This window comes from Enterococcus sp. 9E7_DIV0242 (assembly GCF_002140975.2).
Classification (GTDB): Bacteria; Bacillota; Bacilli; order Lactobacillales; family Enterococcaceae; genus Enterococcus_L; species Enterococcus_L clewellii.
The window spans coordinates 639,334-662,487 of the sequence record NZ_CP147247.1; the positions used below are offsets into that span (position 1 = coordinate 639,334).

The following is a 23,154-nucleotide window of genomic DNA, read 5'->3' on the forward strand; positions in this document are numbered from 1 at the left end:
GCTTATTGACTCATTCGAAGTATAGAATAGTCTTCAAGGAAGTAAAATGAAATGGTCATTATTACTCAAAATGATGGATAATATTACTAGAAAACACGGAGGGTTCACATGGCTTATACAAATGTTCAGTTATTCAATCCTGACATTCTTTATGCCTTTGATCCTTGGAATGATGCCACACATTATTCCAAGAAACATGCGCATGAGTTCATGGAAATCAGTATTATTTTAGAAGGAGAAACAGACTACGTGATCGAAGACGAGGCCATTCGTCTTGGCCCCGGTCGAATCATGCTCTTCAATCCGGGGGTTCAACACTCAGAATCTCAAGCAGAGGGTACTTATTCTCATCAGTTGCATATCGGAATCAATAATGTTTCACTGGATGGCTTGCCCAGAAACCACTTTCCTAATAAAAAAGCATTGATCGATCTCGGTGAATATCATAGTCAGTTTCTGGAAAAAGCGTGGCGACTGGCTCAGGAATTCAATGATCGAAGGGCAGAATTTCAATTGATGGGGAAAGCTCTAGTGATTGAGATGCTCGTGTTGATCCTGCGAAGCCTTGATCAAAAACGGGAAGAAATCATTCCCCAAACACTCTCAAATTCTGCCAAACGCAAACAAAATCTAGTTAATCAGACCATCTATTTTTTAGAAAACTGCTACACTGAAGAGATCACACTCGAACAATTAGCGACGACCTTTTATGTCAGCCCCACTCATTTATCAAAGGTTTTCAAAGAAGTCACCGGTAGTAGTCCTATCAATTACTTGATTCAAATTCGGTTGAAGCATGCAAAAAATCTATTGGAAAGTGAAGCAATGACTAGCATCAAAGAAGTCGCTCAAACAGTGGGATACGAAGATGCCTATCATTTTAGTAAGCTCTTTAAAAAATATTACGGGATATCGCCCTCAAAGGTTTAAGCGTTGCCCCAGATAATGAATTATCCTACCTATGTTTCTTTGAAAGACATACAACAAAGCTATGCAAAAAAACAATGACGGCCGCAAACAAATGGCTGTTCATTGTTTTTTTGAAGTGTCACTTTTTAGCGATAAGCCGCTCAGAAAAAAATGGCTGCTACATAATCACTTGAAAATTCTGATTTGTTTCTGCTTGAATCACCGGGTGCTGTTTTAGATAGTCTGCAATCAATTCGGTCATATCGATTTGAATTTCCCGTATTATTTTCTCCGCTGTAAACATCGAGTAGTTTCCACCACCAACTGCACGGTATTGATTCGTAACGACCTCCAGCTCTTGTTCTGGCTGAATCACCTCATCCTGAAACAACAGGCGTGTGATGCGTTGCCCTTCTGGCTTACTAACATCAATGGTATAGTCGATTCCTTCATATATGTCATAATTATAATATTGTGGTTTGGGGTCAATAAAGGCTGGGTTAAAAACGATTTTGTCATCCACGACCGCCAAATATTTTGCAGTTTGCTCTAATGCTGCGCGCAACTCTGCTCCAGTGACTTTCACAACAGCTAAGGTATTTGGATAAACATAGTTTGTGATGATATCACGCATCGTGATGCTTTCATTGAACCCTTTTCCTTCATTATTGAATAATGCTGTGCCAGATATCGCAGCACCACTGGCTGATAGCTGTACCCGATTAATGAATTCTATATAAGGATGTTCAACTATTCGGGCCTGCATCGGATCAATGATCGTCATATTGCCTGTAACCTTCCCCAATGGCTGGTCCAGCCATTCTTCCAAGTCCGCCTCAAGTGCTTCTGCAAGTGCCAGAATTTCTGGGTCAGCAGCCGCCTCAGCAACCGAATGAAGCCGGGCATCCGCTTCTGTAATAGCGACCTGACCGTCTCTTTTTTCAACGGTCAACTGGATTTCACCTATATGACTGCCGCGATATCCTGGCTGAACAACAGGGACGCCATTGACAACTGCAGCAATTTCTCGATGTTGATGTCCCGTAAATAGCGCATCAATACCAGCAACTTCGTGCAACAATTCATAGCCTTCGTTTTCCCCGGTCAGTAATTCGGTTGCTTCTCCTGTCTCAAGATTCTTTTCAAAGCCGCCATGATAGCTCACTACGACGATATCCGCCTGCTTTCTCAGATCGGGAATAATTTTTTGCGCTGTTGTTACGACAGATTCAAATCGCAGCCCCTGAATAGAAGCTGGATGTTCCCAATGTGGAATATATTGTGTCACTAACCCTAAAACAGCAATTTTGATTCCTGCTTTTTCAATGATTGTATAGCCTTTGCCAAAATAAGGCTGTCCTTCTTCATTCAGAATATTAGCGGCCAGAACGGGTGCATTATAATTGTCGATCACTTTTTTCAAATAATCCAACCCATAATTGAACTCATGATTCCCTAGTACTTGCACATCATACGACATCGCATTGATGACACCAGTCAATTCGCTCACCCGTTGTTGATTTTTTGCAGCATAATAGCTTAGCGGAGAGCCTTGAATAAAATCCCCATTCTCAATCATGATTACCGGACCATTGTTTTTTTCTTTTAATTCTTTTAGCTTTGCTGCGACTTTTGCAGCACCTATGCCTAAATTATACTCATCCGCATAATTTGTTGGCGACACATAACCATGTATATCACTTGTTTCAAAAAAGGTAAGCTTCATTTTTTACTACTCCTTTTTAAATACGTCTATTATGATCGCTTAATAAAAAAGAGCGGGCAATGCAGCCTCCCGCCTCTTTTTATACACATGTATTTGCAGAACTGATAGAATTAGTCATCGAGTCCGCTTCCCATATCCAGTACCTTCAATACTTGTCCTGAAAAATTTGTTTCAGAGCTTTGGTGCAGCATCTTCCCTTGTTCAAAATGATATAGATTGTACCCATAACACTCTTCAAAACGAACGATTCCTTCGCCTAGATCCTCTCCGGCAAAGGACATACTCGCAACAGTAAAATACGGAATCCCATTGATATTCCCTATGAAGGAATGATGGGTATGTCCATTTAAAATGCAGAGGATATTCGAAGAAGCAAGTAAGGTCAAAAATCGCTCAGCTCCCGGCCAGTTCGCTATGCTGCTTTGGTAAGACAGTAAATGGTGGTGTGTTACTAAAATAATCGGCTCATTGCCTAACTCTGCCAATGTTTTTTCTAACCACTGAAACTGCTCTTCATCCACTACACCATCTGCCTGCCCATAAGAGGAATTATCAAAGGATACTATGGTAAAATCCGGATACTTCCTCACTTGATTGTAAGGAAGATCAGAAGCTGCTTCTTCGCACCAGCCTATCCGAAAATTCCTTTTAATATCATGATTCCCTAGAGTAACAACGATCGCTGTATCACCGAGAACAGACTGTAACCAGTTTCTTAAAAAACGGTAGTCCTCAACCTCGCCATCATCTGTTAGGTCACCACTGATAATCACAAGATCGATCGTTTCTTGTTGTAGAACCCGTTGCAAACACTGCTCCAGCTGAATCAATGGGCTCTTCATTTTTGCCAGCATTCCCTTATAACCTTCGTCACAAGCTTCGTATTCTCTACGAAAATGTATATCTGATATATGCAATAAATTCATTTTCATCTCAATTTCTTTCTTATTATTCCCGTCACCTGATCCAAAAGGAACACGGTGATTACAACACCAATCAAAATAATACTTACTTTGCTCCACGTACGAGTCTGAATGGCAAAAATCAATGGTGCACCGATCCCACCAGCACCTACCAATCCAAGAGTAGCGGCACTTCTGACCGCAATCTCAAAATGGTTTAACGCAAGTGAGCTATATATCGGCAGCAAATGAGGCACTCTTACAAAGAAAATGGTTTGCCAGAAGTTCGCACCAATTGCTTCTGCTTCCTCAACTAAGTCCTCATTCATTGCTTCCATTTCCTCAGTAAATAGCTTTCCAAGCATCCCTACTTGATGAATACCGATAGCCATGACTCCGGCAAATGGTCCCGGACCAACTACCTTTACGAAAATAATTGCAAAAACTAGTTCCGGAAATGCGCGTAACACATTGCAAACAAATTTCCCTATTTTCGTCACCCATGGATAATTTTCCCACAAATTTACTGCACTAAGCAGTGTCAGAGGAAGAGCTAAAACAGTTGCCAACATGGTACCTAGACAAGCAATACCAATTGTCAACAGCAGTAGACTAACGAGATCCTCTCCACTTCCGTCATAGAAAAAGCGCCAATCTGGCTGACTTAATCCCCGCAAAACATCCAGTCCCATAGAAACAGAGAAGGTGCTTAATCCAGAATAATCAATACTCAAAGCAGACCAAACCAGCAAAACAAGCAATAGTCCTAAAAAGCCCCACGTTTTTTTACTTACCTCACGGAGTATCATAAAAAGGACCTCCTAACTCGTTCACTTAATTTATCGACAATCGATACAGTCACTAATATCGTCAAAATAATGATCGACACACGTTCATATTTTAATAGTGCCAAAGAAGAATTTAAAATCACTCCAATCCCTCCAGCACCAACATAACCAAGGACCGTTGAAGCCCGTACATTTACTTCAAACGCATAAAAAGCATAGCTGGCAAATTGACTCATCACCTGTGGCGCAACGGACCAAATGGCAATTTGTAATTTGTTCGCCCCCACCGCAGCGGCTGCTTCAATAGGACCAAAATCGATGGTCTCGATGGCTTGAAACATCAACTGTGACACCATACCAAAAGTAAAAACAGCAATCGTCAATACCCCGGTCGCCTCGCCAATACCAAAAACAGCAACGAACAATGCTGCCAAAAGTAACGTAGGAATCGTCCGAACTACTCCTAAAAAAAAGCGGAAAATCGTTGATACCCAGCGATTTTCTGTGATAGTTGTTGTCGCAAGAAAGCTTACCGGTATCGCAATAAGCACACCAATCGTTGTCCCAAGTAAAGACATCTGTAGTGTCTTGATCATAGGAGCAATCAGCTTGTTCAAGTAACTAAACTCAGGATGCACAAAGCGTGATAAAAAAGCGGTGACTTGACTAGAGTTTGTGAATACTTTTGAAAAATCAGCCCCTGTGATCCGCATGCTGCTAAAAAAGCAAGCCAGCAAAATAATTAGAAGCAGCAGGTGCTTATACCAGTTGAAATGAACCGTCTCTTTCAATTTCACAGTTATTCCCCTGCCCTTTCTTCAAAGATCGCTTTACCATAGATTTCTTCTAATCGTTCATCTGTTAAAGCGACAGGTGAACCGTCGAAAACTATCTCTCCGGCTTTCAAAGCAATGACTCGTGTGGAAAATTCACGGGCAAGCGGGACCGAATGAAGATTGACAATAACTGTTTTATTCGTCGTTTGATTGATCGTTTTCAAGTCCTGCATGACCTTTTGGGTAGTGATTGGGTCTAATGAAGCAACAGGCTCATCTGCTAAAATGATAGATGCTTGCTGAACTAAAGCTCGAGCAATGGAGACCCGTTGTTGTTGTCCACCACTCAATTCATCGCTACGAGAATGCAGCTTATCTGATAATCCAACTGTTTCCAAAGCATCTTTTGTCCGTTGGTAATCTTCAGCTGTGAATAAACCGAAAATACTTTTTAAGGTTGTATAATAACCCAATCGTCCAGATAAAACGTTTTTCTGAACGGTACTGCGTCTCACAAGGTTAAAGCTTTGTGAAATTAGGCCGATCTGCCGGCGAAGTAAGCGTAGCTCCTTTTTACCGGCACGAGTAATTGACATCCCATCGATCCGGATATCCCCTTCTGTAATCGGAACCAGTCGATTGATCGAACGCAGCAGTGTACTCTTTCCTGCACCGCTTAGCCCAATAATAGAAACGAACTCACCCGCTTCAATCGTCAAATTAATATTTTGTAATCCTTTTACCCCATTGGGATAAACTTTCGAAACATTCTCAAAAATAATCATTAGCTATCTCCATTTTTAACGACAAGGTCGGAACAGAAGTGTTCAGTGTCAAGCACCAAAAGTAGGTATTGTTCATCAGCTATTTTGCTTACAAACTAGTGATTCTCAACACTTACAGGAACTTAACTGTGACGAGTTGCCAGTTCCACTAATATAGGATTTTCTAGTGGAATGGTATGTCCAACGACAATACCATGAATTTGTAAAAATTCATTTCCTAACAGGAGTTAACCGTATTTAACAAGAAAACAATTTCGACTTATTATCGAAGAGTCTTGAAACACAGTGGTTTACCACTGATGCCTTCTCGCTTGTGGCTCGTCGCAGTTTAGGGCCTACGAGTGTTGAGCGGACATTGACGTAGCTCGCTGCTGATAGTTGCTGCCTCTGCGATTAGCTAATTCCTATTAAGGGAGGAATTTTCTCAAATTCCTTTAACTATCCTTACGCATACCATTCTACTATTATCTTTCCAGTCCACTAATTTTCATGTAGATGAATGGTGGAAAGAATGTCTAGCCTATCTAGAAAATAAGAAAAGTAGAACTGGCAACTCGAGGCAACGCAGGGCACTTGAACCGCTTTTCTGTCCCGCCGTTTATTCGGTTTTAGGTGTATAAAGGAGTGTGGGATTGGGTTATATGCCCCACACTCCTCTCCAAACTCTTATTCTGCTGCTTTTTCAGTATATTCTCTGATAGTGTCATACGCGGAGTCGGCGGCCTCTTCGTACCCCTGATGCCCCCACAATGACATAGCTTCTGCGCCATCTTCGTCATCTTTCATTCCAAGAAAGACTTCTTTGATTTCTTCTTTCAGTTTGTCATCCATCTTCGGCTGTACTGCAATAGCATCATTCGGGATATCTCCTTCAGTAAGATAAAGCACTTTTAATTCTTTGAACAAATCATTATCAGAGAAGCTTGATCCAAAAACATTTCTTGCTCCTTCGAATACAAAAGCCGCATCCATCTGTCCGTTTAATACAGCGGTGATCTCACTTGGAATATCATTAACAGTTGTCAAGGTTGCATCTGTCGTTGGATCCACACCAGCATCCTTTAGCTCTGCAACGGGATAGATATAACCGCTTGCTGAATTTGGACTTAGCGTGGCAATCTTCTTCCCTTTTAAATCCGTTAGCTTGTTCAACCCACTATCCTCACGAACCAAAATTTCTCCTTTGAAGGTATTCGTCAATTCACCCTCTAATGGTAAGCCTGTTTTTTGATCGTAATCGCCAAGCTGAGAGGTCAAAATTGCTTCAGCTGCATCCATATCCTTCGCTTGAACATAGGCAGCCGGTGGCATGATCCCCACATCAACTTGCCCGGAAGACATCGCTTCAACGATGGTAGAATAGTCTGTTGCCAGAGTTACTTCCACTTCACGATCCAGCTTTTTAGAAAGATATTCAGCAAATGGTTTTGCTTTCGCTTCCATCGTGCCATCATTATTCGTTGGTACAAATTGAACGACTAGCTTTTCTTTTGCAGCCTCATCAGATTTGCCTGAATTACCTGAACCACATCCAGTTAATGCTGCTAACAACATAACACCCATAAACCCTTTTACCAATTGCTTGAACTGCATCTTTTCTCCTCCTAGGAAATTAATTTCTTTTTATATGAATACCGATAAACAGTCTTTCTTATATTATGTACACTTTTCAGCCTACATAAGTAGAAGAGAGAAAAATAGTTAACAGGTTTCATATCGTACGTCTAAATAATAGCAAGGATTTAAAATTTTGGAAGTGACTTGTGTCCTATTTTACACAATTTTCACAAACAATTTACGAAAACTGTCGAATATCGTTCGTGTTGAGTGAGGAGAGATTCTACGTTATAATAAAGCAAAATACATAGGGAGTGGCTGTTCATGAAAAAAATAAAGAACGACGAACGCTTAGCAGCTTACATAAAAAATCATGATTTACAATCTTATATGGATACAGACCTTTTAGCTATGTCTTCTCTATATTCATTTGAAAAAGAAGACCATCTTATCCATGCGGAAACAGCTTCGGATTTTCTTTATTTCTTAGTCGATGGTGTTGTGATGGTCTACTCCTACACCTCCGGTACACAAAATATTTGTATTGATTATACAAAACCCGGCACCCCTCTTGGAGAAGCATCTTCTTTGTGGGGGTTGCTGCCTAAAAGCAGCGTGAAGGCCGTAACACCATGTGTCTGTGTCGCAGTTCCATTGAATCAACACAGAAAAACGTTACAACGGGATGTTCGGTTTTTACAAAATATCTGTCAAATCCTGAGCTATCGTCTAAATTCAGGAATCAATCTAGCCAATTCGTTAACAGAGCCTGTCGAAACGCGCTTAGCAAAATTCATTTTGACTCACCACAAAGAAGGAGTCTTCTCTTTTCAGCTGACGACCTGTGCAGCGATCTTAAATGTGAGCTATCGTCACCTTTTACGAACAATTACTAGCTTTCGTGATGCTGGAATTCTTGAAAAGAAAAAGAACACTTATTTAATTCAAGACATGAGTGAATTAGAAAAGCTAGCCGAAAACATGAGCCAGATAAAAAAATAGTAGGCATAGACGTTAAAAAAAAGAAACAAGCTCTTGTTGAAAAGCAACTGTACACTCCAATTCAGAGACTACTCTTAATAGATGGATTCACATAAAAAAACAAACACCGGCCTCAAATTAAGTGCCGGTGTTTTATAATGATTGTCTTAATAGTTTTCTATAGCTAAGATCGTTTCATCATCATGAACGGTCAAAAATACTTTCTGCTGGTACTTATCCGATAACTCTTTGATGGAATCAACGAGGTGATGTTCACAGTTTACGTACAAAACGATCGCCTCAAAACGACCCCGAATCGATTGCATAAATTGCTCTACACCTTTGAGCAGATCGTCTGACTCCAATGTTTCATAGGCATGCATCTGTTTTCCGCGTACAAAATTATGAGGAATGCCGCCTTTTTGACTGACAATTGCCACCTTGTTTCCAGAGTGTTCCTTTTTTACTAAGTCCCAAATATTTTCAATCTTTCTTGAATCGTTTCCTTTAACTATGATCATGTCTATTCTCCTTCATCTTTTATTCATTCGCGAATAAGACACAAAGAAGCCTCATGACGACTGGCACTTCCGTGTGTCCAGCTCATTCATGCAAGATAATCCCCTCCCAATAGCATAACTCTCTCAACCATAACATAGAAAAATTAAAAAGCAATAGGTTGTGACAAAAGTATACCCAACTCCAAGAACCCGAATAAACGGTGTTCCCAAAGCAATCTCAAAAAGCTTAACAAGCCCACAAAGTATGATACCGATTCACCTTTAATGAAGTCTCACTTCTTAAAGATCCTTTGATATATTTCTAGACATGACTCTTCATTCGACAACCAATCATTGTTGCAAATAAGGTATATCCTTTGGCAATATCAGACGTGCTCGGTCAATGAAATCACGTAGATCATTCAAATCTTTGGATGACAATACATCTTCAACAACAATCAACTGTGTTTCCGGTAGATTGTCCGGCGAAAAATTAGCAACATATAAATCTGTACTCCCCTTCGCCATACTCATTCCTTCAAACAATGCGTGCTCCAGATAGGACACAGCAATTTTTTTCTGAAACGCACTGTTTAATTGATTAACCAACGATCGCGCATGCTCACGCCCTAGATCACTCATAACCAACACGGTAACGGTTTTCCGTAAGCTGTCCATATGGGTAGGCAAATCTTCCCAATAAATCATGACCTCATGGAGCATCTCATCCAGATACAAGCTTTTCCATGGAAACCGTTGCTGCTCCTCTGCTGTATCTAAGAGCTTCTCCACGATTGCTGTAAAAACAACATAGTTTTGACGAATCGATTTACTTGAATAGGAAAAACGATCATAAATCATATACTTTTTATAAGGATACATTTTATGAAGGGCATAAATATTCTGAAACAAGCGAGTGATTTTTCGTTGACTCCTTAAGGTGATTGAAATCGTCAAGCTTTGCTGTATAGTTTGGACAAACATCTGACCGGTTTCTTTAATTTTTTGCTTTTCCTGCATAGAATCCCAGCCGAAATTCCACCAAAAGAATGTATAGATAAAATCCTCATATCTGAACTCAGGTATATCTCCAGGATGAACTCCTGTAAAAGCATATATCTCTGCTTGGTATCCGAGCAATTGCTCTTGTTCCTTCAAAAGCTCTTCACGATCCTGCTGAGGAATCTGCACATAATAGCCCTGTTGCTGCCGAATAATCGTTACTGCAATAGAAAAAACAAGATGAATCACTTGGATATCCGTCAAATCAAGCTGAAACTGATGATCGATTTTCCGAACAAAATCTAAGATTTTTTCTTTGTCCAGAGAAAATGGCCAGTAATGAATACCGTAGACCTCAAGAAAATATGCGGCAAAAAAATACCGAATCTGCCGTTCTTTTTTACCAGATAAATAGAATGGTTTTTGTGATAATTTTAAGTTTCGATCTCTTAGCGAAATATTTATTTTTTTCGTCAAGCGGTATAACGTCGATTTGCTCATAAACATCTTCTCTTCGAAATACTCTGACTCATGATTTGGATGAAAAAAAACTGCCTCTAATAACGTAAACGCCGGTGCCTCCTTGATAATTTCTGCATAAATATCATGAATGGAGTGATGGGGCGCTGTAATCATCTTAATGCCGCTCTTCTTCGATGTCTCGATCGTCAGATAATCTCCCCAGCGTTCTTCCAAATACTGGCAGTCCAAAAACAGAGTCTTGACAGAACAGTCTAAACTCTTGGCAAGCTTTTCTGAAGTCAACCAATCTGTTGCACTATACAAATCATTCAATAGTAGTACGCGACGATTCATTTCATTTGATAATAGACGCTCCATTTCCTTTCTCTCCCTTACTTCAACTTTTTCCAAGTCTATAGTAAAACATGAACACCCCTTAGTATAACAATAATTATACCATTTTCTGCTCCTTTCTATAAACAGGGAATTAGGTGAAATCGGGCAAAATCATTATGATGAAGTTGTGAAAGCAAGAGTCACATTTATCGATAGATGATGATCTCACCAATTGGAGGGATTCTCATGAAAAAAAGAACATGGACATTATTATTACCAATAGGAGTGGCTGTTTTACTAAGCGGCGCCGCATTTTTCGATCATACGATTGCAGCAGAAAATACAGAGATGATTCAATCAACGGTGGAAGAAATGGCTTCTCAAGAAAAAACAGGTGCATCAGCAACAGAAACGAGCTCTTCTGAAGCGAAAAAAGCAAGTACTGAATCCACAAGAAACTCTACTGAAAGTGAAGATTCTGTAGCACCAGAACCTGTCTCTGCAGAAGTCTCCGCTCCTGTAGAAGCAGCACCAGTAGCGGAAGAACCTGCCATAGAACCCGTAGCTACACCAGCAGAAACAGAAGTCATTTCAAATGACTTAACTGCTGAACAACCAGCTGCAGCTGCGGAAACCAGCACTGCACAAGCTTACCAAGCAATGACACTTTATATCGCCGGACAAGCGATTCCTTATCAAAACGGTGGAACAGGTAGTGGTCAAGGAATCATTGACAGCAATCCCAACGGCGTTGCTGCTACATGGGGCGGTGCGCCCATTCAATCCGGAGACGATGGCTTGAACACCCATATTATCGGACACAATCCTGGTGCGTTCTCTGCACTGTTTAGTGTAGGAGGCGGTAGCCAGATCGTTGTCACTGATAGCGCCGGAACACCTACTACTTACACCGTTCAATCCGTCATGCAGGTAGATGACTATGGTAAAGAAATAGGATCTGGACAAGATGTCTGGGATCTGACTGTTGGTACAGGCGGTGGTGAACGAATCACGTTACAGACTTGTATTAATGATGATGTGAATCTATTTGTTTTAGCTTATAAATAAAATGTGCGAATGCATTGAAATATAAAACAAAAAGGCAAGGTCCGTCTGATGGTGGTCCTTGCCTTCTTGCTATTTCCAATGACTCGTCATCACCCTTTCCTCGATAGCATCTAATAGCTGTGACCAATACCCTTGCTAACAGAATAATCTTGCCCTCTTCACTTGGGTGCAATTGAATAACTTACTCCTAACTTTCCGGAAATCGTACACAGATACTCAGCTTATTTTCCTCATATTCAGCAGAAATTTGACCATTCATTTGTTCTACAAAAGTACGGGCAATTCCCAATCCCAGACCAGTCGCATACTTTGCAGTATTAACTGTGTAGAAACGATCAAACAGCTTACCTACCTGAACAGCATCCAAAGCAGTGGTTGTATTCGTAAAAGTAAGCTCTCCCGTTTCCAATAATGTAATCATTAAATCTCCATCACTATATTTGACTGCATTATTTAAAAGGTTGGCGACCATCCGAGAAAGCAAAGTTCGTGGTAGACAGCGACTCACTTTCTGCTCCGGCAAGTGAATAACCGGCTCAATGCCTCGTTCTTTGAGTACACCATAAAAGGCGGCGATACTCTCTTCCAAGATATCATTGAGTATGACCCTTTCCTTCGTTGCCTCATTTTCGGAGCTGATAATCACAGAGTAACTAAAAAGCTCCTCTGTCAGCGTTTCCATCATATTTACTCTATTCCTGATAATCTCGAGGTAACGAGTAACATTAGCTGCTTTCTCTTCAGTTTCCAAAAGCTCAAGATACCCACAAATGGCGGTGAGCGGCGTACGTAAATCATGTGAAATATTGGTCACAGCTTCCTTGAGTTCCCGGTCCTTACTTAAGTATTCCTGTCGCTGTTTACGCACTATCCGAAGTTGGTGGTTCAGCGCATTAGCTAACCGTTTTACTTGTTTATCACCCGTAGACACAGAAAGAAGCGTATTGGATTGTGTTGATACAAGAGTACTAAGCTCCTGACTGATTTCATTCAGATTTTTTTTCAAAAGACTATTTTTCAACGCAAGAACACCTACGATAACCAGTAAAACAACACACAGGATTAAAGAAAGGGACAACTTTTTTCACCAGCCTTTATTTTAAATCTTTTTTATTGAAAATGACCATGCCGCTTCCTGTGAGGATAATGGATAGCAGCAAGGAATATACACTAAGTTTCAACAATACCTCCGTTCCAACTGCCATCATTTGGAAGGTCTGTCCAAATGGGTTGACGTCCAACAAAAACTGAAAGATAGCCATTTCCAGCTCTGAAAGAAAACCGGGTTGGGATAATGAGTAACAAAGTAAACCACCAAATAGTAATAGAAACGCAGTCAGTATAGAAAAAATCGATGTTTTCGCTTTACTTGATGAAAGGAGACCAATCAGCGTGAAAATCGCACTATATAACACGCAGGCCAACCAGCCCACAAGTCCAGCCAAAACAATTTGACCAATTGGGCTATCTATCGATGCCTGTGTGAAAAGGATAAACAGACCTCCTGTAACAAACCAAGCAAAATACACAATCGTGATGGCCGTGATTGCTGTAACCAGACTTGCCAAATAAATATGGCTTCTCTTGTGCCCAACAACAATCTTATTGCGAATCGTTCCATCATTGTATTCGGTCCCTAAAAATAGACTTAGGAAAACAGAGGTGACTATTCCGATGATTTGCAAGGACATGAATAAAAGGATATCCATGCGTATAGACTCCTGTCCCAATATAAGAATACCCAAGAAGCTCTCCAGAAGAACCATGAAAGCAATTGTCATCCAAAAAGAAGAAGTGAGCCGCAAACGACTTAAATTAGCAGATATCAATCTATACATAGCTGCCACCTCCGATAAGATTCATATAGTAGCTTTCCAGATTCTCATCGCGTTCACTCATAGTGATGATCTCGCCATTCAATTTTTCCAAAGCGGCCGCTAATTGTGAAACATTTACCTTTGCATAAATATCTGCCTGAACAGTCGAAAGGATTTTATAATCGATGTGCATTTCGTCTAACACTCTTGCAAGGAGCATTGTATCATTTACTTCTATTCGAACACATTTCCGACTGACTGCCTGTAATTCTGCAGCATCCATTTCCTTAACAATTTTCCCTTCATGAATAAATCCATAATGTGTGGCAAGCTTGGACAGTTCATTTAACATGTGGCTTGAAATCAATACTGTTATTTGCTGTTTTTGGTTAAGCGTCAAAATCAATTCACGGATTTCAATGATTCCCCCAGGATCCAGTCCGTTTACTGGTTCATCTAATATCAAAAAATCCGGATCACCAACAAGCGCTATAGCAATCCCCAATCGTTGACGCATCCCCAGAGAAAAATCCTTTGCCTTCTTTTTCCCGGTATTCTCCAGTCCTACTAATTTCAAAATATCTAGTAAGCCTTCAAAGGAAGGCAGACCCAAGATAAGGTATTGCTGTTTCAAGTTTTCTTCAGCTGTTAAATCAAGATAAATCGACGGTGTTTCCACTACTGCGCCAATCCGCCTTCTAGCTTTGAACACTTCATCTTCCGTACTCTTTTTTCCATAAAGCGTATAGGTCCCGGAAGATGCCTGCTGCAATCCGCAAATCAAACGAATCAAGGTTGTTTTCCCCGCGCCATTTTTGCCTACAAAGCCATAAATCGCCCCTTTCGGTACATTCATTGATACACCGGTCAATACTTTAAATGTTCCGTACTCCTTAAATAATTGATGGGTTTGAAGCACATAATCCATCTATTTCGCCTCCTTTAGTTGATACTTGTATTCTAATGAAAAACTGTAAAGAAAGCGGTAAAGAAAATAGTAAAGAAAAGGTAAATATTTACTCTGCTTGCAATTTGAACCCAATCCCCCAGACGGCCTCGATATACTCCTTACCAGTCACTTCCCGAAGCTTTTTACGTAAGTTGCTGATATGCATCTTGAGCGAACTTTCTGTGCCATCCGGCGTATCACCACTTATCCGTTCCAACAGAAGTGATTTTGTCAGAACCTGTGTGGGATTTTGCATCAACAGCTTTAAGATCGCAAATTCTGTACGCGTGATTCGTAATTCGGTGTCGTCAACTGTTAATTTACGGTTGTTGCAATCAAGTCTCAATTCTCTAAAAGTTAAGAATGAGCTTGTGTTGATTTGTGCTGTCTGTCGAAGTTGTACAGCAATTCGCGCCAACAACTCTTTTCCATTAAAAGGTTTCGTCACATAATCTGCTGCACCATCCAATAATAGGCTGACTTTGCTATCTATGCCTATTTTCGCACTGACAACGATCACGGGAATTCCCTTAAGCTTCGGTAAGACCTCTTCCCCGTTCAATCCCGGAAGCATTAAGTCAAGCAAAATAAGGTCTGGCGCAGATTGCGCCAACAGTAGCAAAGCCTCCGTTCCTGAATACGCACGTGACACACTGTACCCTGCTTGCGTAAGCATTTCTTCAAGCAGATTGCTAATATGTATATCATCATCAATAACCAGTATATTTTTCACTTGCTATTCCCCATTCCCACTAAGCATTTCAATAAATAAACCATCTGTAATCAGAAAACTCATCTTAATCATAAGCCAGTTTATCCATATGGTTGTCCTTTTTTGAAGAAAAATAGTCATTTCTTAACCTTTCATACGCACTAGCGTGAATCAAATACACACCTAACTAAAAAATAGTCGCATCCTTTTTTACGGGATACGGCTATTTTTAGTCACTCCTTAGTTTCTTACCACGGTTGCGTTGTTGGTCCTACAGTAAATTCGCTAACATTCACATCTTTCGGCTGGTCGATTGCATAGGCAACAATGCTGGCGATTCGATCCGGTGTAATCCCATGTTGCTGATACAGGCTAGTCATTCCTTCTGCTGTTTCCTTATCTGTAATCGTATCTAACAGCTCTGTATTGATTGCAGCCGGATAGATAGTTGCTGTTCGAATATTGGTTCCTTCCTGTGCGGATTCTATCCGCAAGACCTCCATCAAATCACGAACGGCCCATTTCGTTGCGCCATAAACCCCGCTGCCAGGATAAGCCTTGAGTCCTGCAACAGAAGATGTGGTAATCACATGTCCCGATTTTTGTTCAACAAAGAATGGCAGAACAGCAGCTAGCCCATTTAGGACCCCTTTGATATTGATATCGATCATCTGATCCCACTCCTCAACCTTTAGAGCAGATAGCGGAGAACTCGGCATGATGCCGGCATTTAGAAAAATAACATCGACTTTTCCGTAGGTTGTTTTGGCAAATTCCACTAAACGTTGATTGTCTTCCTGTTTTGTCACATCTGTTACTTGATAAGCAGCTTCACCAGACTGTTGCTTGATATCCTCAACTATTTTACTGAGCTTTTCTTCTCTGCGTGCTGCAAGGACCAATTTAGCGCCTTTTTCCGCTAACAGTCTAGCAGTTGCTTCTCCAATTCCTGATGATGCACCTGTAATTATAACAACTTTGTCTTTAATAGCCATTTCTATCTCTCCTCATATATGTTTATTCTATGTGTAACTGTATCGTATCTCTATCCTTAAGAAAATCCAATGCATCGGCTTCTCTAATTTTTCCTATTCGAGTGTAGACGTAATCTGTAGCAAAGCTTTCATAAAAAATCACTAGACAATCCGTACCAAACAGCAGTACATCTCCTTTTTCGATCCATCCGATCGTTTCTGGTGCTGTAGGCAACTCCTCTGATAAATAGACATATTTCTCATTTCGATGTAAATCTTCCATTGATAAAGAAATTGGAAGCATTTCTTCCAGCGTCTTCGCAGTCTCAGTTGAGACCATATCCAGTTGAAAAACTTTTTCTTCGATTCTCAAATGTTTTGTGGTCATTTGCGCCGCTTCTTTCTCTTGATTCATCGATTGTCGAAACATGGTTGATGCTTCAGTTGATTCTGAAACTAGTGGTTCTAAGCTATTTGTCGTATAACTCGATGTGCAGCCAACAAAAATGAAACTGCCAGCTAGAAGTAGGAATGGAAATATTTGACGTATACTAGCTTTTGATTGATTCATTTCTTGCCTTCCTCACTCTCTCTGTTCGAGCTTTTAAGCTGTACACTTTGCTAATCGACTTTGCGCATTTCTTTTGCCGGACTACCAGCCACGATCACATTATCAGGAACATCCCTTGTTACTGTAGAATCCGCTGCTATCACCGAATTCTCTCCCACAGTGATCCCCGGCAGAATAGTCACATTGGCACCGATCCACGCATTTTTCTTGATCAAAATAGGTGCAACACTCAGACCGCGACGTTTTTCAGGCGCTAGCAAATGATTGACCGTGATCAGTCGTGCACTCGGACCAATCAATACATGGTCTTCGATTGTGATTCCACCTAAATCAACAAAGGTAACATTTTTATTGATGAAGACATCTTTTCCAAGTTTGATATGTCTGCCAAAGTCACTATAGAAAGGTTGTGAAACAGTTGTTGATGCATCGATTTTCTGACCAGTGATCGTTTCAAGATAACGCAGCATTTCTTCATTGGTATGATAGTGCGTGTTGATTTCTACCAATAAGCGTTCATTGTTTAGCTTTACTAAGTGAAGCTCCTTATTCAAGTGTGAATCAGGTAGGATCTCTTTATCGAGCAACCGCTGCTGCAAACTAAAATCTGTCATTTCGTTTCCTCCCTTGTTTTACTAGCCTAATTATACAAAAATCCGTTATACTTAACTAATACTTATATAGAATAGCCAACTATAATAAAAAACTATAGGAAGTGATATAAATGGAATTGAGAGTGTTAAACTATTTTTTAACGGTTGCTCGAGAAAAAACAATCAGTAAAGCGGCTGAAGCGCTCCACCTTTCCCAACCAACCCTATCAAAACAGCTAAAGGAGCTTGAAGAAGAGCTTGGTGTGACCCTATTTACACGAGGAAATCGGGCAATCACATTAACCGAAGAAGGCATTTATCTGGCAAATAAAGGAAAAGAAATCTTATCCTTGATCGATGCAACCACTGCAAATCTGATGTCAGAAGATGTAATCAGTGGTGAAATAGCCATCGGAGGCGGTGAGACACAATCGTTTGAGTTTGTAGCTCTTCTTTTACAGGAGCTAAGAGAAAAACACCCGGATATCAACCTTCGCCTTTATAGTGGAAATGCAGATGATGTACTGGAGAAAATAGACAAAGGCTTACTGGATTTCGGTCTCATCATCGATCCTGTTGAAAAGCAAAAATATGAATACCTTCGATTGCCCTTATCAGACCACTGGGGCATATTAGTAAACAAGCAGCATCCATTAGCGCAAAAAGAAACAGTGACGCCGAAAGACATTCGCAATACGCCACTATTAGTCTCCAATCAATCCATGGTTGATAATCAGCTGTCTGAATGGCTGGGTGGGAATCTCGATCATCTTACCGTTATTGGAACATACAACTTACTATACAATGCTTCAGTATTGGTCAAACAAAACGTCGCCAGCGCGCTATGTATTGATGGGATCGTTGCAACAGAAAATACTAATTTATCCTTCATCCCTTTCTCACCGCCTTTGACTGCATCCATTAATATCATTTGGAAGAAAAATCAGATTTTTTCGAATGCAGCTAAAGCTTTTTTACAATTATTGCAGGCGGATTGACTCGTAACGCAAAAGCTGGTTTTGGGAAATCATTGGCTTCCCAAGGTCTAGGAAAAATCAATTTTGATTATGCTGTGCTAAATTTTTTATAAAAAGTCAAGACTGTTCCTTTGATTGACACATGCTATACTTTACTAAATGAATCATTACGAGGTGGGGAAAATGAACAAGGAATGGTCTGTGCAGCATAAAATCATACAAAACCAATTGAAAAAAGAACAAACATTTGACGCCGGTATTCGTACACTTTTGGACCTGCGCCACGAGTTGATGGAGGTATTATATCAGCTTAAAGCTGAGCTTGTCGAAGAGGATTTCCACGCGATCCCTTTTATCAATGCCAAGGGGTATCATAACAAAACGATTGCTTACTCTATCTGGCATATTTTTAGAATAGAAGATATTGCGGCACATTCACTTATTAATGGCGATGAGCAGATTTTCTTTGCCAAAAATTATAAGGAACGTATTGGGGCACCCATTATTACAACAGGAAATGAGCTAGTAAAGCAGCAGATTGCAGATTTTTCTGAGACATTAGACTTGGAGGAATTGTATCAGTACAGCGCAGAGGTAAAAGAAAGCACTGATACTATCCTGAAAAAGCTTGCTTATTCCGACTCGAAGCGGAAAATGACAGATGAACATAAAGCTCATCTCAAGGCTTTACAGGTGGTTAGTAGGAATGAAGAGGCGGCTTGGCTCATAGACTATTGGTGTAAAAAAGATGTTAAGGGCTTGATTCAAATGCCTTTTTCACGTCATTGGATCATGCATATTCAAGCCAGCCAGCGCATTCAAGATAAACTCTATCCAAACAAGTAACGATATATTTAATAAACGACAAGCAAGAAGCTTATTGCCACTTCTTGCTTGTCGTTTCTATAAAAACTGCGTACTCAAATCGATCAAAAGTATATTACGTGAAAATGCTGATATATGATCAAAGAGGTCGAGACAGAAGTGTTTAGCTTCAAGCAATAAGACGGAATTCACGAAAATTGCCTCATCACAAATTTTTGTTGAATTTCGACTTATTGTCGAAGAAGTTGCTTCTGTCTCGCCGTTTATTCGGTTTTGGGTGTATAAAGGAGGGTGGAATTAGGTTATATGTCCCACACTCTTCATGTGGTTCCTCTTCCGGCTGGCTTTTTATCTTTCTATCAACGAAACTAAGCAACGTAACAGCTATCAACACAAGGGCGATACCCAATAATTCCAGAAAGCCAAAGCTCTTACCAAAAATCATGACCGCCAGTAAAGAGGCAACTAATGGTTCTAATGCGGTCAATACACTAGCAAGCGGTGCTTCGATGTATGCCATACTGGATAAATATGAAATAAAAGCGACTGCTGTACCTAAAACAATAATGCCCAAAAGCAGTAGAATACTAGGGAGGGTCACTTCAATGCTCAACTGCCAAAATGGATGAATGAACTGAAACGCAAGACCGCCAAATAACATGCCCCATCCGACAATCACAGGGGAACCATATTTTTTTAACAACATACGCGGTTGTACAGTATAAAACGCCGCACCAAACGCTGAAGCTCCTCCTATCAATAGCCCTAAAATAGAAAATACACTAGCTGAGCCAGTAGTTAAAATCAGCATCACACCAAAAAAAGTCAAGAAGATCAGGAAAATTTCAACAACATTCAGCTTATTTTCTTTTCTCAAAAGTAAATAAAAATAAATCACGATCGGTGATGTAAATTGAAGAATCGTCGCTAATGAAGCCCCATTGATAGCGATGGATTTAAAAAAGAAAAATTGACAACCGACCATCCCAACAATTCCAAATAATAGCAGAGAGATGGTATCAGATTTATTCTGAAATACAGCAAAAATTTTTTCCTTGCGTACAATCGTGGTATACAGCAAAATAAGCATACCCGCAAACAGCATCCGCATACTGACCAATGCTTCTGAGCTGATTGAATAATACCGAAATAGAATATCCGCAAATGTATCTGATATCCCCCACATACAGCCTCCTAAGGAAGCAAGAAAGATCCCTTTCACCTTATGACTCACAAGCCTCACCAACCCTTTTTGTATTTCTCTATCAAGTAATCGTTTGTCTCAACTTATTTAGCTAATTCTTTATAATAGAATAATAGATGATTCCAGATGACTATTCTATCTGATTTCACTTCAAAAATATCAGATTTATGTAAATATACATTGCGTGTAAACTATGCTATTCTCTATTTAACAATAGTTTAGTCAGTCTGAACTATCAAATTACTTTATGATTTAAAGGAGGTATCGCTTTGGAAAATAGCATTGCGAAAAGTATTCTACAAGGCCAAATAACACAGCTTGAGGTCGATGACCAGTCCAAGGAGCATATTACTTATGCATCTCCTGATTTTCCGTTATCGATTTTCACCCAGGAATACAGCCATTCAAAAATGGACATCATCCCCTTTCATTGGCATCCTGAATTACAACTGACATGGGTTTATCGGGGATGTCTTGCTTACACGATCAACGGGGAAAGCTTTGTGATCGACCGTTCAGAAGTAGTCATCATCAATAGAGAACAGCTACATAGTTCCGCAACTGTGACCCAAGATGCAGCTACCTTATGTATCAACTTTGATCGTTCTATTTTCAGCCCGGCTATATTGGAAAATTACTTACTCCTTTTAATCGAAAATCCAGCATTCACTCATGCAATAGTTCCTCTTTCGAAGGAACAAAAAGAGCGATTAGAGAACTACCTTGAGAAACAAGAAACTACTGCTCTATACTTCTCTGTCAGCAATACCCTTGCACTACTATTCGAAGATATTTTGGCTCATTTTGATCTATCTACAACCTATCCGGTCAGTGATGATTTAGAATTATTCAATCAATTATTGCGATACATGGAGAACCATTTCTATGATCCAGTAACTATTACTGAGCTATCAACCTATGCATTGATAAATAAAAATAAATGCAATGATATCTTCAAAAAATATACCTCCTATTCTCCAATAAGCTATCTTAACCGTTATCGCCTAAACATTGCTAAACAGAAATTATTGACCTCTGACGCATCAATTTCTCAGATAGCTGAATCCGTAGGCTTTCCCCAAGTCAGTTACTTTATTGAACGATTCAAAAAAAACTATCAGCTATCTCCCCTTCAATATCGGAAGAAATATAAAGCTGAATAGGCTTCAGTATATAAAAAGAGTATTACGCTGTCGCAACGTAATACTCCTTGGTTTCAAAAGGGTTTAGCAAAGTAGATTATCCCACATATTCAGATAGTACTGCTTCGATTTCTTTCAATTCTTCTCCAGAAAAATCAAGATTGTCCAAGGCCTTCAAATTATCCTCTAGCTGACTCAAACGGGAGGCACCAATTAGGACACTGGCAACTGTTTGCTGACGTAGATTCCAAGCCAATGCCATTTCAGCAAGTGTCTGGTACCGCTCTTTGGCAATCGTATTCAACTTCGTAGCTAGTTGAATCGTTGGCTCTACATTTTCTGCTGAAAGGAAACGACTATCGGATCTGGCAGCACGCGAATCTGTTGGGATACCATTCAAATAGCGATCAGTCAAAATCCCCTGAGCCAACGGGCTAAACACAATAGCACCCATTCCTTCTTCTGCCAGCACATCAGTCAAGCCGTCTTCGATCCAGCGATCCAACATATTATAACGTGGTTGATGGATAATGAATGGTGTGCCCATTTTTTTGAAAAGTGCTGCAATTTTTTTTGTTTGCTCAGCTGAATAATTAGAAACACCTACATACAGAGCCTTTCCTTGTCTTACTAATAAATCCAATGTATGAGCAGTTTCCTCTAATGGGGTATCCGGGTCCGGACGGTGATGATAAAAAATATCGACATAATCCAATCCTAAACGCTGTAAGCTCTGGTCACAACTGGCAACTAAATACTTTTTAGACCCCCATTCGCCGTAAGGACCATCCCACATATCAAAGCCTGCTTTTGAAGAAACAATCAGCTCATCCCGATAGCTGCTCAGCTCTTCTTTCAATATTCGACCAAAATTCTTCTCTGCTGAACCATAAGGAGGTCCATAATTATTTGCTAGATCAAAATGAGTGATCCCTCTATCAAATGCGCCCAGCACGATTTCCTTTTGGTTCGTCATTGGATCGACATCCCCGAAATTATGCCATAAGCCTAAAGAAACTGCCGGAAGTTTTAATCCGGACTTGCCAACTCGACGATACTCCATGTGTTCATAACGTTTTTCATTTGCTTGATACATTCTCTTCACCTCTTTACAAGAGCATAACACTTCAAGTACACTTGAAGTAAAGTAGAAAAGAGGAATGACTGATGAAAACTTATTCAATCAGAGAATTATCTGAGTTATTTGCTTTACCAGCCTCCACCTTGCGTTATTATGAAGAAGTCGGCTTATTGACTGATATTAAACGCGATGGAAAGCACCGAGTCTATGAGGAATGTCACTTTCATCGATTAAAGGCATTATGCTGTTTCAAGGAAACGGGTATGTCGATTGCTCAACTACAGACCTTTTTCTCTTATGAAAAGGATACAAATAAAAACGAGGAGATGGTCGAGCTTTTAGCCGAACACACGGAGAAAGTCTCCGCCCAAATCGAGAATCTTCAAAAAAATATGCAGCATGTGCAACGCAAGCTCGCTTTCTATCAGGACATCTGCCAAGCTAAGCAAGCGCAGCAACCCTTGCCTGAGTGGGATGAATACAGAGATAAAGTGTTTCCAAGGATTTGATTTTCTAT

At 40.2% G+C, this 23,154-nt stretch carries 24 protein-coding genes; 7 read left to right on the forward strand and 17 right to left on the reverse strand.

Features of this window, described 5'->3' with window-relative positions:
* Positions 1-108: 108 nt before the first annotated feature.
* On the forward strand, positions 109-930 hold the full coding sequence (locus tag A5888_RS03105; protein ID WP_086347782.1) for a helix-turn-helix transcriptional regulator: 822 nt from the start codon (positions 109-111) through the stop codon (positions 928-930).
* A 157-nt stretch (positions 931-1,087) separates the two neighbouring features.
* Here the strand turns inward: A5888_RS03105 and A5888_RS03110 are convergent, their stop codons facing one another.
* The 6 genes from A5888_RS03110 to A5888_RS03135 form a co-directional block, all read right to left on the reverse strand.
* Positions 1,088-2,635: a bifunctional metallophosphatase/5'-nucleotidase gene (locus A5888_RS03110; RefSeq protein ID WP_086347783.1), complete on the reverse strand. Its 1,548-nt coding sequence runs from the start codon at positions 2,633-2,635 to the stop codon at positions 1,088-1,090.
* 110 nt (positions 2,636-2,745) lie between these two features.
* Positions 2,746-3,561, reverse strand: a complete 816-nt coding sequence (locus A5888_RS03115; protein WP_086348338.1) for a metallophosphoesterase family protein — start codon at positions 3,559-3,561, stop codon at positions 2,746-2,748.
* 2 nt (positions 3,562-3,563) lie between these two features.
* On the reverse strand, positions 3,564-4,346 hold the full coding sequence (phnE, locus tag A5888_RS03120; RefSeq protein ID WP_086347784.1) for a phosphonate ABC transporter, permease protein PhnE: 783 nt from the start codon (positions 4,344-4,346) through the stop codon (positions 3,564-3,566).
* Positions 4,343-5,122, reverse strand: a complete 780-nt coding sequence (gene phnE, locus A5888_RS03125) for a phosphonate ABC transporter, permease protein PhnE (RefSeq protein WP_086347785.1) — start codon at positions 5,120-5,122, stop codon at positions 4,343-4,345. The genes phnE (A5888_RS03120) and phnE (A5888_RS03125) overlap by 4 nt, the downstream gene beginning before the upstream one ends.
* Before the next feature lie 2 nt (positions 5,123-5,124).
* Positions 5,125-5,886, reverse strand: coding sequence for a phosphonate ABC transporter ATP-binding protein (gene phnC, locus A5888_RS03130; RefSeq protein ID WP_086347786.1), 762 nt, complete (start codon positions 5,884-5,886; stop codon positions 5,125-5,127).
* 666 nt (positions 5,887-6,552) lie between these two features.
* The gene (locus A5888_RS03135) at positions 6,553-7,479 is read right to left on the reverse strand and encodes a phosphate/phosphite/phosphonate ABC transporter substrate-binding protein (RefSeq protein WP_086347787.1); all 927 of its coding nucleotides are present in this window, start codon (positions 7,477-7,479) and stop codon (positions 6,553-6,555) included.
* A gap of 288 nt (positions 7,480-7,767) precedes the next feature.
* On the opposite strand from A5888_RS03135, the gene A5888_RS03140 reads away from it, so the two are divergent.
* Positions 7,768-8,445, forward strand: coding sequence for a cyclic nucleotide-binding domain-containing protein (locus A5888_RS03140; RefSeq protein WP_086347788.1), 678 nt, complete (start codon positions 7,768-7,770; stop codon positions 8,443-8,445).
* A gap of 146 nt (positions 8,446-8,591) precedes the next feature.
* On the opposite strand, the gene A5888_RS03145 is transcribed toward A5888_RS03140, so the two are convergent.
* Both A5888_RS03145 and A5888_RS03150 read right to left on the reverse strand, forming a co-directional pair.
* The gene (locus A5888_RS03145) at positions 8,592-8,945 is read right to left on the reverse strand and encodes a hypothetical protein (RefSeq protein ID WP_086347789.1); all 354 of its coding nucleotides are present in this window, start codon (positions 8,943-8,945) and stop codon (positions 8,592-8,594) included.
* Positions 8,946-9,275: 330 nt separating this feature from the next.
* Positions 9,276-10,766 carry a helix-turn-helix domain-containing protein gene (locus tag A5888_RS03150; RefSeq protein ID WP_086347790.1) on the reverse strand — a complete coding sequence of 497 codons (1,491 nt, stop codon included), beginning with the start codon at positions 10,764-10,766 and terminating at the stop codon, positions 9,276-9,278.
* 204 nt (positions 10,767-10,970) lie between these two features.
* On the opposite strand from A5888_RS03150, the gene A5888_RS03155 reads away from it, so the two are divergent.
* A complete protein-coding gene (locus A5888_RS03155; RefSeq protein ID WP_249274404.1) occupies positions 10,971-11,792 on the forward strand; it encodes a sortase domain-bontaining protein in 822 nt (273 codons plus the stop codon).
* Positions 11,793-11,979: 187 nt separating this feature from the next.
* Here the strand turns inward: A5888_RS03155 and A5888_RS03160 are convergent, their stop codons facing one another.
* The 7 genes from A5888_RS03160 to A5888_RS03190 all read right to left on the reverse strand — a co-directional run bounded on the left by A5888_RS03160 (position 11,980) and on the right by A5888_RS03190 (position 17,429).
* Positions 11,980-12,813, reverse strand: a complete 834-nt coding sequence (locus A5888_RS03160; protein ID WP_339101908.1) for a HAMP domain-containing sensor histidine kinase — start codon at positions 12,811-12,813, stop codon at positions 11,980-11,982.
* A gap of 73 nt (positions 12,814-12,886) precedes the next feature.
* On the reverse strand, positions 12,887-13,630 hold the full coding sequence (locus A5888_RS03165) for an ABC transporter permease (RefSeq protein ID WP_086347792.1): 744 nt from the start codon (positions 13,628-13,630) through the stop codon (positions 12,887-12,889).
* Complete coding sequence (locus tag A5888_RS03170) at positions 13,623-14,537, reverse strand: ATP-binding cassette domain-containing protein (RefSeq protein ID WP_086347793.1); 915 nt, start codon at positions 14,535-14,537, stop codon at positions 13,623-13,625. Before A5888_RS03170 ends, A5888_RS03165 begins: the two co-directional genes overlap by 8 nt.
* A gap of 88 nt (positions 14,538-14,625) precedes the next feature.
* Positions 14,626-15,291, reverse strand: coding sequence for a response regulator transcription factor (locus A5888_RS03175; protein ID WP_086347794.1), 666 nt, complete (start codon positions 15,289-15,291; stop codon positions 14,626-14,628).
* 227 nt (positions 15,292-15,518) lie between these two features.
* Entirely contained in the window at positions 15,519-16,265 is a 747-nt protein-coding gene (locus A5888_RS03180) for an SDR family oxidoreductase (RefSeq protein WP_086347795.1), read from the reverse strand.
* 22 nt (positions 16,266-16,287) lie between these two features.
* Positions 16,288-16,815, reverse strand: coding sequence for a cyclophilin-like fold protein (locus tag A5888_RS03185; protein ID WP_249274405.1), 528 nt, complete (start codon positions 16,813-16,815; stop codon positions 16,288-16,290).
* A 50-nt stretch (positions 16,816-16,865) separates the two neighbouring features.
* Positions 16,866-17,429 carry a DapH/DapD/GlmU-related protein gene (locus tag A5888_RS03190; RefSeq protein WP_086347796.1) on the reverse strand — a complete coding sequence of 188 codons (564 nt, stop codon included), beginning with the start codon at positions 17,427-17,429 and terminating at the stop codon, positions 16,866-16,868.
* A gap of 110 nt (positions 17,430-17,539) precedes the next feature.
* Between A5888_RS03190 and A5888_RS03195 the strand changes: the two genes are divergently transcribed.
* Both A5888_RS03195 and A5888_RS03200 read left to right on the forward strand, forming a co-directional pair.
* Positions 17,540-18,406 carry a LysR family transcriptional regulator gene (locus A5888_RS03195; protein ID WP_339101909.1) on the forward strand — a complete coding sequence of 289 codons (867 nt, stop codon included), beginning with the start codon at positions 17,540-17,542 and terminating at the stop codon, positions 18,404-18,406.
* 162 nt (positions 18,407-18,568) lie between these two features.
* On the forward strand, positions 18,569-19,231 hold the full coding sequence (locus A5888_RS03200) for a phage head-tail adapter protein (protein WP_086347798.1): 663 nt from the start codon (positions 18,569-18,571) through the stop codon (positions 19,229-19,231).
* Positions 19,232-19,415: 184 nt separating this feature from the next.
* Here A5888_RS03200 and A5888_RS03205 read toward each other — a convergent pair whose 3' ends face one another.
* Entirely contained in the window at positions 19,416-20,396 is a 981-nt protein-coding gene (locus tag A5888_RS03205; RefSeq protein ID WP_086347799.1) for a DMT family transporter, read from the reverse strand.
* 287 nt (positions 20,397-20,683) lie between these two features.
* Here A5888_RS03205 and A5888_RS03210 point away from each other — a divergent pair, with 287 nt between their 5' ends.
* A complete protein-coding gene (locus tag A5888_RS03210; protein ID WP_086347800.1) occupies positions 20,684-21,577 on the forward strand; it encodes a helix-turn-helix transcriptional regulator in 894 nt (297 codons plus the stop codon).
* 76 nt (positions 21,578-21,653) lie between these two features.
* On the opposite strand, the gene A5888_RS03215 is transcribed toward A5888_RS03210, so the two are convergent.
* Positions 21,654-22,652 (reverse strand): aldo/keto reductase, encoded by a 999-nt coding sequence (locus A5888_RS03215; protein ID WP_086347801.1) that lies wholly within the window; start codon positions 22,650-22,652, stop codon positions 21,654-21,656.
* Between the two features lie 71 nt (positions 22,653-22,723).
* On the opposite strand from A5888_RS03215, the gene A5888_RS03220 reads away from it, so the two are divergent.
* Positions 22,724-23,146 (forward strand): MerR family transcriptional regulator, encoded by a 423-nt coding sequence (locus A5888_RS03220; protein ID WP_086347802.1) that lies wholly within the window; start codon positions 22,724-22,726, stop codon positions 23,144-23,146.
* Positions 23,147-23,154 lie beyond the last annotated feature (8 nt).